Genomic DNA, 18,087 nt, shown 5'->3' with positions numbered 1-18,087 from the left:
ATTTTGCCTTTCTATTCTCACCCTCAAGCGACGGCCGTTCGATGTCGCGAATCGCCGGCACTCACCCGAGTACCGGCGGAACAACAGTCAGCCAGCACTCCGCGATTTGATCGTCCGGCAACGGTTCCCGTTCGTCGTACGTCGAGCGTGACGGTGTCTGCGCATCCAGGTGAGGAGCATGATGGACAACGTCAACAGAATGAAACTGAAGCGAATCGCGCGCTGGATCGGCTTGTCGCTGATGGTCGTCGCGTCGCATTACGCGGGCGCGGTCGAGGTCGATCCCGGCGACTACGAGCAGTATCCGGTCGGCGCGACGATCGGCGTGCTGTACTACAACTATTCGGCGACGAACGCGTACTACGCGAACGGCCACCGGACGTCGGATTTCGACCTGCAGTCCAATGTCGGCATCGCCCGTCTGCTGCATGTGTTCCAGCTCACCGACAGGCTCACGATCGATCCGCAGGTGTTGCTGCCGTTCGGTCACGTCAGCAGCTTCGGCAACGCCGGCACGCTTGGCAGTACGAACGGTGTCGGCGACGTGATCCTGACCGCGCCGTTGAAATTCCGCCTGAACGACGCGAAGGACGTCGTCGCCGCGACGGTCTACGTTTACGCGCCGACGGGGAGCTACGACCAGAACCGCGGTCTCAATCTCGGCGCCAATCGCTGGTCGCTCGATTTCCAGGCGGCCTACATCAAGCACTTTTCGCCGCAGTGGGCGCTCGATCTCGTCGGCGACGCGATCTGGTACGGCAACAACACGTCGTACGGCGCGAGCGGCACGACGCTGCATCAGCGGATGAGCTACAGCGCACAGGCGATGGTGCGTTACATGCCCGATCCGGGCACGTCGCTCGGGATCGGCGTCACCCAGCTCTGGGGCGGTGAAACGAGCGTCGGCGGCGCGGACAACAACGACGCGCTTCGCACGACGCGCATGCGGATCACCGCGGCGAAATTCGTGACGAAGGCCGATCAGGTGCAAATCCAGCTCGGCACCGACCTGAGCGTGCGCAACGGCCCGAAGAACAGCCTGCTCGCCGGCCTGCGTTACGCGCACATCTTCTGACGACCCGCCTGCGCCGGGATACGCCCGGCGCAGGCCGCTCCTTGTCCCCCACGTCGATACCTCGACATCCGATTCCCTTTCCAGAGAGGTCACGCATGGAATCCGCCATCGACAAACACCTGATCTGCCCGCGGACGCTGTCGCGCCGCGTCGCCGACGATTACCAGCCGCCGTTCCCGATGTACGTCGCCCGGGCCTCCGAAGACCTGAGCCAGGTCGTGATGGGCTATTTCGGCGTGCAGTATCGCGGCGCCGACAAGCGCGCCACGGCGCTGGCCGCGTTGCGCCGGATCGTCGCCGATTTCGGTGCGCAGGACGGGCCGAACAACTTCGATCTGACGCAACACACCGACGACCAGGGCTACGAGAACCTGATTGCCGTCGGCTACTGGCGCGATCCGGCCGCGTATGCGCGCTGGATCGCGTCGCCGGCACTCGTCGAATGGTGGGCCTCCGACGCGCGCCTCGCTGACGGGATCGGCTACTTCCGGGAAATCGTCGCGCCGCGCGCCGAGCAGTTCGAGACGCTGTACGCATTCACGAGCGATTTCCCCGGCGTCGGCGCGATCATGGACGGCGTCAGCGGCGAGATCGAGGAGCACGGCTACTGGGGATCGATGCGCGACCGGTTCCCGATCTCGCAGACGGACTGGATGCGCGCGGACGGCGAGCTGCGCATCGTCGAGGGCGATCCGGCCCGAGGCGGCCGCGTGGTCGTACTGGCCCACGACAACATCGCGCTGATTCGCTCCGGTCAGGACTGGCGTGCGGCCGAGCACGACGAGCGCCGACTGTATCTCGAGGAGATCGAGCCGACGCTGCGCAGCGGAATGGAATTCCTGCGCGACAACGGCACGGACGTCGGCTGCTACAGCAATCGCTACGTGCGCTCGATCGATCTCGACGGCAACGTGCTCGACGAGAGCTACAACATCGGCCACTGGCGCTCGCTCGACCGCCTCGAGCGCTGGGCCGAATCCCATCCGACGCACCTGCGGATCTTCGTCACGTTCTTCCGCGTCGTCACCGGGCTGTCGAAACTGCGGCTGTATCACGAGGTTTCCGTCTTCGACGCCAGGCATCAGGTCTACGAATACGTGAACTGCCATCCGCGCACCGGGCTGATGCGCGACGCCGTCGCCATCGCCCGCTGAATCCCGCCGGCACCGCCGGGGGCCGGCGGTGCCGCTTACCGAACTGGAGAACGTCGATGGCCATCAAACGCCCGACCCGCGAACAACTGTCCGACATTGCAGCCGGTTTCGGCTTTCATGTCGATTCCCGCCAACTCGCCGAATACGACGAGGCGCTGCAGGCGAACTTCGACGCGTACGACGCGATCGACGCGCTGCCCGACTATCTGCCCGTCGTCGCGTATCCGCGCACGCCCGGCTACCGCCCGGAAGGCGACGAGAACCGTTACGGCGCGTGGGCGCGCAAGAGCACGATCCACGGCGCCGCCGACGGCAAGCTGCGCGGCAAGACGGTGGCCGTGAAAGACAACATCTGCGTCGCCGGCGTGCCGATGCGCAATGGCGCGAGCACGTTCGAGGGCTACGTGCCCGATATCGATGCGACCGTCGTCACGCGCGTGCTCGACGCCGGCGGCACGATCGCCGGCAAGGCGACCTGCGAGTACTACTGTTTTTCCGGCGGCTCGCACACGAGCGCGTCGGGGCCGGTGCACAATCCGCGCAAGGCCGGGCACTCGTCCGGCGGCTCGTCGTCCGGCAGCGGCGCGCTGGTCGCGAGCGGCGAGGTCGACATGGCGCTCGGCGGCGACCAGGGCGGCTCGGTCAGGATCCCGTCCGCCTATTGCGGCATCTACGGGATGAAGCCGACGCACGGGCTCGTGCCCTACACCGGCGCGATGCCGATCGAGGCGACCGTCGATCATCTGGGGCCGATGACGAGCACCGTGCTCGACAACGCGCTGCTGCTCGATGTCATCGCGGGCGACGACGGGCTCGATCCGCGCCAGCGGTCGTTGCCGCCGCGCAGCGACTATCTCGGAGGGATCCGCGACGGCATCGCAGGCCTGCGGATCGGCATTCTGCGCGAGGCGTTCGGGCTCGCGAATTCGGAGAAAGTGGTCGACGAGGCCGTGCTGGTCGCCGCGCACCGGTTGCGCAAGCTGGGCGCGAGCGTCGAAGAGGTGTCGGTGCCGTTGCATGCGGCCGGCACCGCGATCTGGCTGCCGATCGCGGCCGAGGGGGCGACGCAGCAGATGATGAAGGGCAACAGCCACGGTTTCAACTGGGGCGGCCTGTACGTGACCGGCATGATCGATCATCACGCGGGCTGGCGCGAGCGCGCCGACGAGTTGCCGGATACCGTGAAGGTGACGATGCTGCTCGGCGAATACTTCACGAGCCGGTATCGCGGGCGCTACTACGCGAAGTGCCAGAACCTCGCGCGGCGCTTGCGATCGGCTTACGACGCGGCGCTGCAGTCGTACGACGTATTGGTGATGCCGACCGTACCGATGCGCGCGTCGAAACTGCCGGAGCCCGGTTGTGCGATGTCCGAGTCGCTGACGCGGGCGTTCGAGATGCTCGCGAATACCGCGCCGTTCGACGTGTCCGGGCATCCGGCCATGTCGCTGCCGTGCGGGGTGGCCGACGATCTGCCGATCGGGCTGCAACTGGTCGGGCGCCGCTTCGACGAGGCGACGCTTTACCGCTGCGCCTATGCGTATGAACAGTCTTCCGACTGGCGGCAGACGACATTCGCATGAGAAGTCCTGAGCGGTAGCGCATCGCCGCCGCGCCGCGTGCCGGTCCGACCGGAAACGCGGCGTACACGGCGATCGATTGGACAATGCGCTTTTGAACGGGCACGCTACCGGCTGCGTGTTTGCTAACCCATGTGGGGCACGACCATGACGATGCGTCCTATCGCGCGCGCCGCAAGCGGCGACGCGCCCGGCCCGGCGTCCGACAGCCCGCCGGATGAGCGGACGAATTCGGCCATCGAGGTGGCGACCGAAGGCTCGCTCAGCCAGCGTATCGAATTCTGGCGCGAGACGATTCTGCGCCTGTTCGCGGACGTGCAGATCGCGGCCGTGCAGAAAGACGATTTCTTCGGCCAGGTGCGGCAGCGCAAATGCGAAAAGATGCGAATCTCGGAAATCCACGCGAGCGAGCAGGCCGTGATCCGGCGGTATCGGCAGGCGCGCAGCGAGTATGAGGACAAGTATTTCGGCGTGTTGATGCTCGAGGGCAGCCAATCGGTCGAGCAGGACGGCAAGATCGTCACGCTGCACCCCGGGGATTTCGCGATCTACGACGCGACACGGCCGCACCACCTGCAGTTCGGCCAGTCGTGGCGCGAGATCGTCGTCAGCATTCCCCGCACGACGCTGAACCAGCTCGTCGTCGGGATGGAACACCGCACGGCCAGCCCGACGCAAACCGGCGAGGGCGTCGGCAGCGTCATGCGCGCATTTCTCGAGCAGATGTCGTCGCAGATCGGTAGCGTGACCGAGGACGAGATGCGGCAGTTGTCGGATACCGCGATCTCGCTGATCGCGATGACGCTCGGGGGCATGCAGCGCAACGACCTCGCGCAGTCGAGGATGAAGGCGTTGACGCTGACGCGTGTGAAGCGGCATCTGCTCGAGCACCTGCACGACCCGGAGCTGAACCCGCTGATGATCGAGCGGTCGATCGGGATTTCGTCGCGGTACATCAACAAGCTGTTCGAGGCCGAGAACACGTCGCTGATGCGTTACGTATGGAACCTGCGGCTCGAACGGTGCGCGCAGGATCTCGTGAATCCGCAATGCGCGGTGCTGCGCGTGTCCGACATCGCGTTGCGCTGGGGATTCAACGACATGTCGCATTTCAGTCGCGTGTTTCGCGAGCGGTTCGCGATGTCGCCGCGGGCGTGGCGCGAGCAGGGCAGCAAGCCACGCGCGTGACGCGTCCCGGGGCGCGTCCGTGGCGGGCAAGCGGCGATCGGAAGCGGCGGGATATCGACAGGCGCGGCCGCCGTCAATGCATCGCACGCGGCGCGTGCGCGGGCCGCAGCGCGTGCGGGTTGCCGGCGTCGGCCGCGCGCAGCGGGCCGCTGCTTCCCGGTTGCGTCGACACCGAGAAGCCGAACGTGTTGACGCCGCCCGCGCATGCGACGAACACGCTGCCGCCGTGCATCTCCGCGACGGCCTTGACGATCGACAGCCCGAGCCCGTGATTCTCCTTGCTGTTCGCGCGCGCTTCCTCGAGCCGGTAGAAGCGCTCGAACACGTGCGCGCGCTGCGCCGGGTCGATCGGCTCGCCGGGGTTGGCGACCGACACGTCGACGAGCGTGTCGCGCGGCGTGATCGTCACGTTCAGCGTCGCGCCGGGCGCCGAATGCTGGATCGCGTTGATCAGGAGGTTGGTCATCGCGCGGCGGAACAGCGACGGGTCGACGGCCGCGCGCGCATCGCCGTGCAGTTCGGCGCGCAACTGCGCTTCGTCGAGCGGAATCTCGAGGAAGTCGAGCATGCGGCGCACTTCGTCGGCGAGCGACACGTGCTTCAGGTCGGTCGCGCGTTCGCCGCGATCGCTGCGCGACAGGAACAGCATGTCGTTGATGATCACGCGCAACCGTTCGAATTCCTCGAGGTTCGACTGCAGCGTCTGGCGCATCCGGTCGACCGAGCGGTCGCGGCTCGTCAGCGCGACCTGGGTCTGTCCGATCAGGATGCTGATCGGCGTGCGCAGCTCGTGCGCGACGTCCGCATTGAACGCCTCGAGCCGCGCGTAGGTCTGCTGGATGCGTTCGAGCGCGCCGTTGAACGACGCGGCGAGATCGCGCAGCTCGGTGGGCAGCGCGTCGGTGTGCAGCCGCTGGCGGCGGTCGGTGGCGCCGATGGCCGCGGCGTCCTGCGACATCCGTTCGAGCGGCGCGAGCCCGAAGCGCGCGACCGCGCGGCTCAGCAGCAGCGTGATGACGGTGGCGATCGCGATCAGCGCGGCGAGCGTCCACGCGAAACGACGCAGCATGCGCTGCGTGCGCTCGCACGACGACGCGACGATCAGCTTCAGGTCGGGGCGCTCGCCGCTGCCTGCGATCGGGACGGTCTTCGTCATCACGTCGTAGCTGCTGTGGTTGAGCGCGTACTGCTGGAACGCGCCGAACGGTTCGCCGACGGGCACGCCGTCGACCGGACGGCCGAAGCGGAAGTCGGCGTCGGGGCTGTCGACCTGGTAGCGCGTCGACCCGTCGGGCGGTTCGAGGTCGGCGAGCTTTTCCTGCATCAGGCGGCCGCGCGCGGCCGTGGTCGCGTGCGACACGATCATCTGCGCGACCTTCGCGCGCGTGTCGATCGTCGCACGCAGTTCGGCGAGCAGCTGGCGCTCCATCATCACGAACAGCCCGCAGCCGACCAGCGTGAACACGAGCAGCGACACGATGCCGAACATCGCCGACAGGCGCAGGGTGATCGAGCGTTTCATGCGTGCCGCTCCGCGTCGCCGTCCTCGCGCGCCTCGAGCACGTAGCCCATGCCGCGGATCGTATGCAGCAGCTTCTCCGCGAACGGGCCGTCGAGTTTCGCGCGCAGGCGCTTGATCGCCGTCTCGACGACGTTCGCGTTGCTGTCGAAGTTCACGTCCCACACGAGTTCGGCGATCGTCGTTTTCGACAGCACCTCGCCGCTGCGCCGCGCGAGCACGCCGAGCAGCTGGAATTCCTGCGCGGTCAGGTCGAGGCGCGTGCCGTCGCGGGTCGCGCGCCGGCCGATCAGGTCGACGCGCAGGTCGCCGATCGAGATCAGCGTCGATTCCTGCACGCGCGCGCGGCGCGTCAGCGCGCGCAGCCGCTCGATCAGCTCGAGGAACGAGAAGGGCTTGGTCAGGTAGTCGTCGGCGCCGCCGCGCAAGCCCCGCACGCGATCGTCGACGCGGTCGCGCGCGGTCAGCATGATCACGGGCGTCTGCTTCTGCGCGCGCAACGCGCGCAGCACGCCGAAGCCGTCGAGCTTCGGCAGCATCACGTCGAGCACGACCACGTCGTAGTCGAATTCGACGGCCTTCCACGCGCCGTCCTCGCCGTCCAGCGCGGTGTCGACGACCCAGCCTTCCTCGCTCAGGCCGCTCTTCAGGTATTCGACGACTTTCGGTTCGTCTTCGACGATCAGGACTTTCATGGGCGGGTCCGCGTAACCGGGTTAGGGAGTGACGCTCGTGGCGGGTTGCGGGCCGGCCGCCGCGACGTCGGTCGGCGCGGCGCCGCCCGTCGCGGCGCCGTCCCAGCCGCCGCCGAGCGCCTTCGCAAGAAACACGACGAGCGCCGCGCGCTGGCCCTGGATCTGCACGGCCTGGCGCTCGCTCGTCAGCAACTGCTGCTGGGCCGTCAGCACGTCGATGAACGGCGTCAGGCCGCCCGCATAGCGGTCCTGCGCGAGCGACACGAGCTTGCGCGCGTCGTCGACGGCCGCCGACGCCTGCTGCGCGGCTTCGGCCAGCACCGACAGGCCCGTGACCGCATTCTGCACCTCCTGGAACGCGGTGAGCACGGTCTGCCGGTAATTGGCCTGCGCGGCGACGTAGCCGGCCTGCGCGAAATCGACGCCGGCCTTCAGCTTGCCGCCTTCGAACAGCGGCTGGCTGACCGACGCGCCGATCGACCACAGCAGCGCCGGCACGGTGAACAGGCCGGAGAAGCGCGTCGCGTCCCAGCCGAGGTCCGGCGACAGCGCGATGCGCGGGAAATACGCGGCGCGCGCGACGCCGATCTGCGCGTTCGCCGCGGCCATCGCGCGCTCGGCCGATGCGACGTCGGGCCGGCGCTGCAGCAGGTCGCTCGGCATCCCGGTCGGCAGCGCGGGCGCGTTGATCGGCGCCACGCGCGGCGGCAGCGAAAACGCGGGGGCCGGCGTGCCGACCAGCGTCGCGATCGCCGTCTCGACCTGGGCGCGCTGCTGGATCAGCAACTGCGCCTGCGTGCGCGTCGCGTCGAGCTGCGCGCGTTGCTGCAGCAGGTCGAGGCCGGACACCGCGCCGAGGTCGTGGCGCGCGCTCACGTAGTCGAGCGCCTTTTGCTGCAGGTCGATCGAACGCCTGACGACGTCGATCTCGGTGTCGAGCTCGCGCAGCGCGAAGTAGCTCGATGCGAGATCGGCGCTCAGCACCAAGCGCGCGTTCGCGAAATCGTCGCGCGCCTGCTCGGAGCTGGCCTGCGCGGATTCGACGCTGCGCCGCACGCGGCCGAACAGGTCGAGTTCGTAGCTGACGCTCGCGGCGACCTGGATGTCGTTCTGCACGGTCGACATGCTCTTCGTCGCGTAGTTGGTCTGCGGCCGGTCGGCGGAGATCTTGAAGCGCTGGCCGCTCGCGTTCAGGCCGACGGCCGGATACTGCGCGGACGCGACCGATGCGAGCGTCGCCTTCGCCTGGTCGTAGCGCGCGGCGACGGCCTTCAGGTTCTGGTTGTTGCGCAGCGCGTCGGTTTCGAGCGCGTCGAGCTGCGCGTCGCCGAACGCGGTCCACCACGCCGGGTCGAGCGGCGCACGGGCCGGCGCGGCCGGGTGCCAGTATGCATCGGCCGGGTCGAGCCGCCACGCGGCGGGCGTCTCGACGGCGGGGCGCCGGTAGTCGGGGCCGACCGTACAGCCGGCGAGCGTCGCGACCGCGACGACGGCCACGACCGCTGCGGGGGGCAGGCAGGCGCGCAGCGCGCTCATGACTGCGCTCCCGCGGCCGCGGAGGCCGGCTTCACGACCGGCGGCGCCTGCACGATCACGGTGTCGCCGTTCGCGAGCGCATCGCTCGGGTTCGCGACGAGGCGGTCGTTCGGCGTCAGCGGGCCGTCGACTTCGAGCGTCTGCCCGATCGTGCGCGCGACCGTCACCGCCTTCAGGCGCACCTGGCCGTTCGCGTCGACGGTCGCGACCGTCGGCCCTTCGGCGCGGAACAGCAGCGTGTTGGCCGGAATCTGCAGGCGGCCGACCGGCGTCATCGGCAGGGTCGCCTGCACGTATGCGCCGGGCAGCAGCCGCCCGTCCGGGTTCGGCAGCGTGATCTCGATCTGCAGCGAGCGCGTCGCGACGTCGATCGCCTGGGACGTGCGCGTGATGGTGCCGTCGAAGGTCTGGCCGGGCAGTTCTGCCTGCGCGACGCTCACGCGCTGGCCGACCTTCACCTGCTGCGCATAAGCCTGCGGCACCTGCACGTACAGGCGCAGCCGGTCGGCCTGCACGACCGTGAACAGCGCGCGGCCCGCGTTGCCGGAATTGACGAGGTCGCCGACGTCGACGTTGCGCTGCGTGACGATCCCGTCGATCGGCGCGACGATGCGCTGGAAGCCTTTCAGCTCGGTGAGCCGGCGCATGTTCGCATCGGCCGCCGCGAGGTTCGCGGTGCCCTGGTTGAACGCGCCTTGCCGGTCGTCGAGTTCCTGCTGCGACACCGCATCGCGCTGGCGCAGCTGCTGCGCGCGGTCGAACGACGTCTTCGCGAGCGCGAGCGCGGCCTGCGCCTGCTGGCGCTGCGCGGTGGCCTGCGCGAGTTCCTGGTTCAGCTCGGGCGTGTCGAGTTCGGCGAGCAGCTGCCCCTGCTTCACGTGCGCGCCGATGTCGGCCTGCCAGCGCAGCACGTAGCCGCTCGCACGCGCGTAGATCGGCGCTTCGACGAAGCCGCGCAGCGTGCCGGGCAGCGCCAGCTTGCCGCCGGTGGCCGCATCGACCGGATGCACGACGTTCACGTACTGGCGCGTGTTCTGCTCGGCCACCGCGTCGAGGTGATTCCGGTTCAGCACATTGACGACGATCGTGCGCGCGGCGCCTGCGGCCAGCAGCACGCCGATCACGACCAGGACGACCCGCCCGCGCCGCGACACCGACGTGCGCGTCGGCAGGTGCATGCCGTGTTCGTCCACCTGGATGCCGACGGAGCTGTGATGTTTCTCTTCCATGAATTGACCGGGTCGATAGGCTAGAAATTCAGTGTCCGGCCGGGCGCGCGCGCCGGCGGGCCAGCCGCGCATGCACGCCGCCGAACACGAGCGGCACGAACAGCAGCGTCGAAACGGTGGCGAACAGCAGGCCGCCGATCACCGCGCGGCCGAGCGGCGCGTTCTGCTCGGCGCCTTCGCCGAGACCGAGCGCCATCGGCACCATCCCGATGATCATCGCGAGCGCCGTCATCAGCACCGGGCGGATTCGCGTCGCGCCGGCCTCCAGCGCGGCCGTGAGCGGCGGCGCGCCGGCCGCGAGGCGCTGGCGCGCGAACGACACGACCAGGATGCTGTTGGCGGTCGCGACGCCCACCGTCATGATCGCGCCCGTCAGCGCGGGCACGCTCAGGTGCGTGCCGGTGATGAACAGCATCCACGCGATGCCGGCGAGCGCGGCCGGCATCGCGCTGATGATGATCAGCGGATCGAGCCACGACTGGAAATTCACGACGATCAGCAGGTAGACGAGCACGATCGCCATCGCGACGCCCGCGCCGAGGCCGAGGTACGACGTGCGCATCGTCTCGACCTGGCCGCGCACCGTCAGGTCGGTGCCGCGCGGCAGCGTCGCGCGCGCGTCGGACACGATGCGGTCGATCGCGCCCGCGACCGAGCCGAGGTCGCGGCCCTCGACGCTCACGTACAGGTCGATCGCCGGGCGGATGTTGTAGTGCGTGATGACCGCCGGGTTCGCGACGGGATGGATCTGCACGAGGTTGCCGAGCAATTGCAGCGGCATGCCGGTACGCCCGCTCGCGGAAATCGGCGTGCCGAGCAGGTCGTCGATCGACGCGATGTCGTATTGCGGGGTCTGGATCTGCAGCGGGTACTGGACGCCCGAGCGCGGATTGATCCAGAACGACGGGGTCGTCTGGGAACTGCCGGACAGCGAGATCAGCATGTTCTGCGCGACGTTCTGCGCGGAGAGGCTGAGCTGCTGCATGCGCGTACGGTCCATGTCGGCCACCAGGGTCGGTTCGTCGTTGCGCTGCAGTACGTGCACGTCGACGGTGCCGGGGATTTGCCTGATCTTCTTCATCAGGCTGCTCGCGATAGCCATGTTACTCGCGAGATCGTTGCCGAGCACCTGCACGTCGATCGCGGCCGGCTGACCGAAGTTGAGGATCTGCGTGATGATGTCCGACGGCTGGAAGAAGAATTCGACGCCCGGGAAGCGCTGCGGCAGCAGCGTGCGCAGCGTCTGCACGTAGTGCGCGGTCGCGCGGTGCCCCGGCTTCAACGCGATCATCAGTTCGCCGTCGAGCGTGCCGATCGTGCCGCTGTTGCTGTACGACAGGTTGATGCCGCTCACCGGCAGCCCGAGGTTGTCGACGATCGCGCCGAGCTCGTCCGCCGGCACGGTTTCGCGGATCACGCGCTCGACCTGGTCGGCAAGGCGCGCGGTCTCCTCGATCCGGTAGCCGGTCGGCGCGCGCATGTGCAGCCGCAGGTTGCCGGAATCGGCGTTCGGGAAGAAGTCGCGGCCGAGCACGAACACGAGGCCGGTCGACAGCACGCAGAAGCCGAGGAAGCACGTCGCGTAGAAGCGGCGGCGCACCAGCAGCATGCTGAGCAGCACGATGTACCACGCGCGCAGCCGCTCGAACGCGGCGTTGAACGCGTGATGGAGGCGCGCGAACCGCGACGTCGCATGATCGGGGCCGCTCGTGGCCTGCTGCGGGCGGAACAGCAGCATCGCCAGCGTCGGCACGAGCGTGCGCGACAGCACGTACGACGCGAGCATCGCGAACACCACGGCTTCGGCGAGCGGCACGAACAGGAAGCGCGCGACGCCCGTCAGGAAGAACATCGGCACGAACACGATGCAGATGCACAGCGTCGACACGAACGCGGGCACCGCGATCTCGCCCGCGCCTTCGAGGATCGCGTCGTGCAGATTCGTACCGAGATGCAGGTGCCGCTCGATGTTCTCGATCGTGACGGTCGCGTCGTCGACCAGGATCCCGACCGCGAGCGCGAGGCCGCCGAGCGTCATGATGTTGATCGTCTCGCCGAGCGCGGAGAGTGCGATCAGCGACGTGAAGATCGACAGCGGAATCGAGATCGCGATGATCAGCGTGCTGCGCCAGTTGCCGAGGAACAGCAGGATCATCATCGCGGTCAGCACGGCGGCGATCAGCGCCTCGTGGATCACGCCCTGCACGGCGGCGTTGACGAACACCGACTGGTCGAACAGCGGCGTGATCGTGAGTCCTTCGGGCAGCGTCGGGATCACCTTCGGCAGCAGTGCCTTCAGGTCCGACACGACCTTCAGCGTCGACGCGTCGCCGGTCTTCAGGATCGACATCAGCACGCCGCGCTGGCCGTTCTGCCGCACGACGTTGGTTTGCGGCGCGAAGCCGTCGCGCACCGACGCGACCTCGCGCAGGTAGGTCGTCGCGCCGTTGACGGTCTGGACCGGCAGGCCGTTGATGTCCGCGACCGTGTCGGCCGACGCGTTCGTGTCGATCCGGTATTCGGTCTGGCCCATCTTCGCGGTGCCGGTCGGCAGCACGAGGTTCTGCGTGTTGACCGCGTTGACGATGTCGGCGGGCGTGAGGCCCTTCGCGAGCAGCGCCTGCGGATCGAGGTCGATCGCGACCACGCGCGTGCGGCCGCCGTACGGAAACGGGATCTGCGCGCCCGGGATCGTGATCAGTTGCGGCCGCAGGAAGTTGAGCGCGATGTCGGCGAGCGACTGTTCGCTGAGCGTCTTGCTCGACAGCCCGAGCTGGATCACCGGGATGCTCGACGCCGAATAGGTGATCACGAGCGGCGGCGTCGCGCCCTGCGGCATCTGCCGCACGATCGCCTGCGCGGACGAGACCGTCTGCGCGATCGCGGTCTGCACGTTCGCGCCGGGCTGCAGGAACACCTTCACGACCGCGATGCCCGGCAGCGACGTCGACTCGATGTGCTGGATGTTGTTGACGGTCGTCGTCAGGATCCGTTCATGGACGGCCGTGATGCGGTTGGTCATCTCCTTCGCGGAGAAGCCGGTGTAATTCCAGATCACGCTGATGACGGGAATGTTGACCGCCGGCAGGACGTCGACAGGCGTGCGCATCAGCGCAAGCGGGGTGGCCAGCACGATCATGATGGCCATCACGATGAACGTGTAGGGGCGCCTGAGCGCGAGATTGACAATCCACATGGAGGCGGCGGGACAGGCGGTGATCAGGCGGCGGTGAGGGGAACCCGAATGATAGGCGTCGGGGCTGAACGAGTCACTGACACGAAACTGGCGGATTTGTCAGGTTTCGGCGCGCGGCGACCGAGGCGACTTCAGGTCGATTGATCGGATGAAAACGCGCGCGGACGCCGATGCCCGAAAAAGGCCGCCGCACCGCACGCGCATGCCGCAGCAGCGACGCTTCCGTTCATCGGGCGTCGCTCAGATCTGTTCCATCCCGACCCGCGCGAGCGCGGCCAGGTCGACGACTTCGATCTGGTTGTACGCGAGCCGCAGCACGCCGAGTTTCTCGAGTTGCTGCAACGCCTGGTTGATCCGCTGCCGCGACACGCCGACGAGCATTCCCAGTTCCTCCTGCGAGATCGCGAGCGACGGGCCGGTGTCCGGATACAGCGCGGGGTTGAACAGCTGCGCGAGCGCCTGTGCGACGCGCGCGTCGACATCGAGCAGCCGGCTGTTCTGGATCGACGCGATGAACTCGCCCATCCGGTTGTTCAACTGGTGGATCACGAAGCGCGTGAACGGCAGGCTCGTGTCGAGCAGCGCATGGAACGTGTCGACCGGGACGAACAGCACGATCGAGCGCTGGACGGCGACGACTTCGTACTTGCGCAGCTCGCGCTTGATCACGCTGCCTTCGCCGAACCAGCCGCCCGACGGCACGCCGGAAAACGTGCAGCCGCGCCCCGACGCGTTGAAGATCGCGAGCTTCAGCAACCCGCGATGCACGCCGATCCAGTATTCGGACGGCGCGAGCCGCTGCGCGATCACGTCGCCGGCCTCGTGCTGCTCGGCGCGCGACTGCGCGAGCACGAGCGCCTGGTGTTCCGGCGCCAGCGCGCGGAACCACGCGCACTGGCCGAACAGCACGGACAGGGCGGGCAACGGGCCCGGTTCGAGCGGCGTGTCGGTCGGCGGGCTAACAGCGGCGGCGGCCGCGTCGGGCGGCGCAACGAGGTGGTCGTGCATGGTTGCGGGTTTGCGAGGATAGGGATAACGCGCAGCGCTCATGGGGCACTCTGTCGTTTCGATGACAGACGGCTCACAATAGCGCCCGTTAGGCTAGCGGCAATTGAACCACATCAAGACCGGTCGGGGTGCATGCACACTTGCCGGATACGAGGCCGACGCACGCGCCGGTCGACAGAAAACGGGAGACAGGATCATGACGCAGATGTTCGAGGCCGGACTCGGCCGCCGCGATGCCAACTACGTGCCGCTCACGCCGATCGACTTTCTGGTCCGTGCGGCCGAAGTCTACGGCGCGCGCCTCGCGATCGTGCACGGCGACGTGCGGCGCACGTGGGGCGAGACCTACACGCGGGCGAAGCAGCTCGCGAGCGCGCTCGCGCGGGCCGGCGTCGCGCGCGGCGAGACGGTGGCCGCGCTGCTGCCGAACATCCCGGCGATGGTCGAGGCGCACTTCGGCGTGCCGATGGCCGGCGCCGTGCTCAACACGATCAACACGCGGCTCGACATTTCATCGGTGCTGTTCATGCTGCGTCACGGCGAGGCGAAGGTGCTGATCGTCGACACCGAATACGCGGAGCTCGCGCATCGCGCGGCGCTCGAAGTGCCGGGCCTGAAGATCGTTAGCGTCGCCGATGCGATGCCGGCCGACCCCGCGCGCTTCGCGGGCGCGACCGACTACGAGGCGTTCGTCGCGGGCGGCGACCCCGACTACGCATGGACGCCGCCCGCCGACGAGTGGGAGGCGATCGCGCTGAACTACACGTCCGGCACGACGGGCGACCCGAAGGGCGTCGTGTATCACCATCGCGGCGCGTATCTCGCGGCGATCAGCAACCTCCTCGAATGGGACATGCCGAAGCACGCGGTGTATCTGTGGACGCTGCCGATGTTCCACTGCAACGGCTGGTGCTTCCCGTGGGCCGTCGCGGCGCGCGCGGGCGTGAACGTGTGCCTGCGCAGGTTCGACGCGAAGACGGTGTTCGACCTGATCCGCCGCGAGCGCATCACGCATTACTGCGGCGCGCCGATCGTACAGAGCGCGATCGCGAATGCGCCGGCCGAGTTGCGCGCCGGCATCGATCACACGGTGCACGCGATGGTCGCCGGTGCCGCGCCCGCGCCGGCCGTGATCGCGAAGATGAAGGAGATCGGCTTCGACCTGCTGCACGTGTACGGATTGACCGAGGTCTATGGCCCGGCGACCGTCTGCGCGAAGCAGGCGCACTGGGACGAGCTGCCCGACGACGAGCGCGCGCGGCTCAATGCGCGGCAGGGCGTGCGCTATCACCTGGAAGCGGGCGCGACGGTGCTCGATCCGGACACGATGACGCCGGTGCCGGCCGACGGCGAGACGCTCGGCGAGATCATGTTCCGCGGCAACATCTGCATGAAGGGCTACCTGAAGAACCCGCACGCGACGGAGGAAGCGTTCCACGGCGGCTGGTTCCATACGGGCGATCTCGGCGTGCTGACGCCGGACGGCTACATCCGCATCAAGGATCGCCGCAAGGACATCATCATTTCGGGCGGCGAGAACATCTCGAGCATCGAGGTCGAGGATGCGCTGTACCGGCATCCGGCCGTCGCGGTCGCGGCGGTCGTCGCGATGCCCGACCCGAAGTGGGGCGAGGTGCCGTGCGCGTTCGTCGAGCTGCGCGAAGGCGCGAGCGCGACCGAGGCGGAGATCGTCGCCCACTGCCGGCAGTTGCTCGCGGGATTCAAGGTGCCGAAGGTCGTGCGCTTCGGCGAGCTGCCGAAGACGTCGACCGGCAAGATCCAGAAATTCCAGCTGCGCAACGCGGTCGGATCGGACAAGGCGATCGACCTGGCGGGAGACAAGAAGTAACGGCGACGGGGCGTCGTGCGGGCGGACGCCTTGATGCGTGAATGCGTCAATGCGCCAATGCGTCAATGCATCAATGCATCAAGGCACGACGAGCCACGCGATCGCCAGATACCGCCCGACCTTCGCGATCGTCACGATCGCGACGAAGGTCGGCAGCGGCTCGCGCAGCACGCCGGCGATCATCGTCAGCGGGTCGCCGATCACCGGCGCCCAGCTCAGCAGCAGCGACCAGCGGCCATAGCGCCGATACCAGCCCTCGGCGCGCGCGAGCGCGGCCGGCTTCACCGGAAACCAGCGGCGGTCGCGGAAGTGCTCGATGCCGCGGCCGAGCGCCCAGTTGATCGCCGCGCCCGCGACGTTGCCGACGCTCGCCACCAGCACCAGCGCCCACACGGGTTCGCGTCCGGCGATCAGCAGGCCGGCAAGCACGGCTTCGGACTGGAGCGGCAACAGGGTCGCGGCGACCATCGACACGGCGAACAGGCCGCCGTAAGTGAGCAGTTCGGGCATCGCGCGATTGTACTGGTCGTACCGGCCGCGCGTCGGCCGGCGTGGGGTGGCGCGCGCCGCAGCGCGCCACGTCACGCGCGCAGGCGGCCGCTCAATTCCATCCGACCATGATCGCGCCCATCCCGACCAGCAGCCCGCCCGTCACGCGATTCATCGCGCGCATCCGCGCCGGCCGCTGCAGCGCACGGCTCAGCCGGTGCGAGAACAGCGCCATCGACGCGACGCCGCCGGCGAACAGCAGCGCGAAGCTCGCCGCGAGCAGCAGGAATTGCGCGTTCAGGCTCCAGTCGGGATCCGGGACGATGAACTGCGGAAAGAACGACGGAAAGAACAGCAGCGTCTTCGGGTTCAGGCCGGAGGTGGCGACGCCGCGCCAGAACAGCGCGCGTCCGGTGGCGGTGTCGTCGGATGCCGTGTTGCCGGCGTCCGTCGACGCGGCGGGCGCGGTGACCTGCGCCCGGCCGAGCCATTGCTTGCAGCCGAGCCATACGAGGTAGGCGGCGCCGGCCCAGCGCAGCACGGTCAGCGCGTGCTCGTCGAGGTGAACCAGCGAATTCAGGCACAGCGCGGTCAGCGCGAGCTGCAGCAGCACGGCGAGCGTGCCGCCCCAGACGCACGGCAGCGCGCGGCGCCAGCCGGCGCGCAATGCCTGGTTCATCGTGAGGAGGTTGACGGGGCCGGGGGCGTAGATGAGGACGGCGGACGCAGCGAGGAACGACAGATAAAGCCTGAACGACATGACGGGAGTGCGGAAACGGAGGATCAGGCGCCGGCCCGTGCGACCGGGTAGGCGCGCGGGGGGCGGGACGTTGCATGCCTGCGTGTCCTGCGCCGCAACTCGTGATTGCGGCCAGGCGTCCCGGTGCGAAGGGGTCGTCGCGGGGAGCGTGCCGGACACCAGGCATGGAGAAAATGTATCAAGCGGGCCGGTTAAAAGGCTTCCTGTTTTCCAGCAAAACGCACCCGAAACCGGAAGCCTGTTCAGATAGAATGCGGATTTTCAGTAGAAGATTCTTCCTGTCATGGCTACCCGCGAACGCACGCCGAAAACCCTCGACAACCAGGACCGCAAGATCCTCGGTGCACTGCAAAAAAATGCGCGCCTGTCGAACGCCGAACTGGCCGAACAGATCGGCATGTCGACCACCGCCTGCTGGAACCGCACGCGGCAGCTCGAACTCGACGGTTACATCGACGGCTACGTCGCGCTGGTCAACCAGCGCATGCTCGGCTACGCGGACATCGTGATCCTCGAAGTCACGCTCGATCGCCACGAGGACGATGCGCTCGCGCGTTTCGGCGCCGAACTCGCGGCACTGCCCGAAGTGCTCGAGGCCTACCTCGTATCGGGCGAATACGACTACTGGATCAAGGTCGCGGTGGACGGCACGGCCGGCTACGAACGCTTCCTGCGCGAGAAGCTGTACAGGATTTCGAGCATTCGCCACAGCCGCTCGATGTTCGCGCTGCGGTGCATGAAAGATGTGCCGTCGATTCAGGTGTGAAGACGGGGGCGACGCGTCGCGCGGCGTCGTGACGACGCGGTTC

14 protein-coding genes are annotated in these 18,087 nt (G+C 68.1%); 6 read left to right on the top strand and 8 right to left on the bottom strand.

Annotated features, from left to right (window positions below; all coding sequences use genetic code 11):
• Positions 1-178 precede the first annotated feature (178 nt).
• From PL79_RS33085 to PL79_RS33070, 4 genes are all read left to right on the top strand, one after another.
• Positions 179-1,075, top strand: coding sequence for a transporter (locus tag PL79_RS33085; RefSeq protein WP_044843018.1), 897 nt, complete (start codon positions 179-181; stop codon positions 1,073-1,075).
• 95 nt (positions 1,076-1,170) lie between these two features.
• Positions 1,171-2,229, top strand: coding sequence for an aliphatic aldoxime dehydratase (gene oxdA, locus PL79_RS33080; RefSeq protein ID WP_044843019.1), 1,059 nt, complete (start codon positions 1,171-1,173; stop codon positions 2,227-2,229).
• Between the two features lie 56 nt (positions 2,230-2,285).
• On the top strand, positions 2,286-3,812 hold the full coding sequence (locus PL79_RS33075; RefSeq protein WP_044843020.1) for an amidase: 1,527 nt from the start codon (positions 2,286-2,288) through the stop codon (positions 3,810-3,812).
• Between the two features lie 144 nt (positions 3,813-3,956).
• A complete protein-coding gene (locus PL79_RS33070; RefSeq protein WP_044843148.1) occupies positions 3,957-4,997 on the top strand; it encodes a helix-turn-helix domain-containing protein in 1,041 nt (346 codons plus the stop codon).
• 73 nt (positions 4,998-5,070) lie between these two features.
• On the opposite strand, the gene PL79_RS33065 is transcribed toward PL79_RS33070, so the two are convergent.
• The 6 genes from PL79_RS33065 to PL79_RS33040 all read right to left on the bottom strand — a co-directional run bounded on the left by PL79_RS33065 (position 5,071) and on the right by PL79_RS33040 (position 14,180).
• Complete coding sequence (locus PL79_RS33065) at positions 5,071-6,519, bottom strand: heavy metal sensor histidine kinase (protein WP_044843021.1); 1,449 nt, start codon at positions 6,517-6,519, stop codon at positions 5,071-5,073.
• A complete protein-coding gene (locus PL79_RS33060; RefSeq protein WP_044843022.1) occupies positions 6,516-7,211 on the bottom strand; it encodes a heavy metal response regulator transcription factor in 696 nt (231 codons plus the stop codon). Before PL79_RS33060 ends, PL79_RS33065 begins: the two co-directional genes overlap by 4 nt.
• Positions 7,212-7,232: 21 nt before the next feature.
• Positions 7,233-8,747 (bottom strand): efflux transporter outer membrane subunit, encoded by a 1,515-nt coding sequence (locus PL79_RS33055; RefSeq protein WP_044843023.1) that lies wholly within the window; start codon positions 8,745-8,747, stop codon positions 7,233-7,235.
• A complete protein-coding gene (locus tag PL79_RS33050) occupies positions 8,744-9,976 on the bottom strand; it encodes an efflux RND transporter periplasmic adaptor subunit (protein WP_044843024.1) in 1,233 nt (410 codons plus the stop codon). The genes PL79_RS33055 and PL79_RS33050 overlap by 4 nt, the downstream gene beginning before the upstream one ends.
• Before the next feature lie 28 nt (positions 9,977-10,004).
• Positions 10,005-13,172 carry an efflux RND transporter permease subunit gene (locus PL79_RS33045; protein ID WP_044843025.1) on the bottom strand — a complete coding sequence of 1,056 codons (3,168 nt, stop codon included), beginning with the start codon at positions 13,170-13,172 and terminating at the stop codon, positions 10,005-10,007.
• A 240-nt stretch (positions 13,173-13,412) separates the two neighbouring features.
• The gene (locus tag PL79_RS33040) at positions 13,413-14,180 is read right to left on the bottom strand and encodes a Crp/Fnr family transcriptional regulator (protein ID WP_044843026.1); all 768 of its coding nucleotides are present in this window, start codon (positions 14,178-14,180) and stop codon (positions 13,413-13,415) included.
• A 196-nt stretch (positions 14,181-14,376) separates the two neighbouring features.
• Here PL79_RS33040 and PL79_RS33035 point away from each other — a divergent pair, with 196 nt between their 5' ends.
• Entirely contained in the window at positions 14,377-16,029 is a 1,653-nt protein-coding gene (locus tag PL79_RS33035; protein WP_044843027.1) for an acyl-CoA synthetase, read from the top strand.
• Positions 16,030-16,107: 78 nt separating this feature from the next.
• Here PL79_RS33035 and PL79_RS33030 read toward each other — a convergent pair whose 3' ends face one another.
• Together PL79_RS33030 and PL79_RS33025 are read right to left on the bottom strand one after the other, a co-directional pair.
• Complete coding sequence (locus tag PL79_RS33030) at positions 16,108-16,539, bottom strand: YqaA family protein (protein WP_044843149.1); 432 nt, start codon at positions 16,537-16,539, stop codon at positions 16,108-16,110.
• A gap of 91 nt (positions 16,540-16,630) precedes the next feature.
• On the bottom strand, positions 16,631-17,278 hold the full coding sequence (locus PL79_RS33025) for a LysE family translocator (RefSeq protein WP_044843028.1): 648 nt from the start codon (positions 17,276-17,278) through the stop codon (positions 16,631-16,633).
• Between the two features lie 283 nt (positions 17,279-17,561).
• Between PL79_RS33025 and PL79_RS33020 the strand changes: the two genes are divergently transcribed.
• Positions 17,562-18,044 carry an Lrp/AsnC family transcriptional regulator gene (locus tag PL79_RS33020; protein WP_006755380.1) on the top strand — a complete coding sequence of 161 codons (483 nt, stop codon included), beginning with the start codon at positions 17,562-17,564 and terminating at the stop codon, positions 18,042-18,044.
• Positions 18,045-18,087: the final 43 nt, after the last annotated feature.

The sequence above is a fragment of the Burkholderia sp. USMB20 genome (assembly GCF_000949135.2).
GTDB lineage: Bacteria > Pseudomonadota > Gammaproteobacteria > Burkholderiales > Burkholderiaceae > Burkholderia.
The sequence above is the reverse complement of the archived record's forward strand: the minus strand, read 5'-3'. Positions and strand labels throughout refer to the sequence as shown.